Source organism: Staphylococcus pragensis (assembly GCF_004785665.1).
Lineage (GTDB): Bacteria > Bacillota > Bacilli > Staphylococcales > Staphylococcaceae > Staphylococcus > Staphylococcus pragensis.
In genome coordinates this window covers 1-254 of sequence record NZ_SRPJ01000025.1, presented here as the reverse complement: position 1 = coordinate 254, position 254 = coordinate 1, and the positions used below count along the sequence as shown (strand labels likewise).

Annotated in this window: 1 pseudogene; it reads right to left on the bottom strand. The window is 33.9% G+C overall.

The annotated features are described in order from the left end of the window. Positions 1 to 254 (bottom strand): annotated as a pseudogene (locus E2558_RS12295) (DDE-type integrase/transposase/recombinase); the annotation flags it as partial.

Sequence of the window (254 nt, the reverse complement as noted above, 5' to 3'; positions counted from 1 at the left end):
TTAAAACCTTTAATTACTTTAGCCATTGCTACCTTCGTTGAAGGTGCCTGATCTGTAATTACCTTTTGAGGTTTACCAAATTGTTTAATGAGACGTTTGATAAACGCATATGCTGAATGATTATCTCTTGCTTACGCAACCAAATATCTAATGTATATCCCTCTGCATCAATGGCACGATATAAATAGCTCCATTTTCCTTTTATTTTGATGTACGTCTCATCAATACGCCATTTGTAATTAGCTTTTTTATGC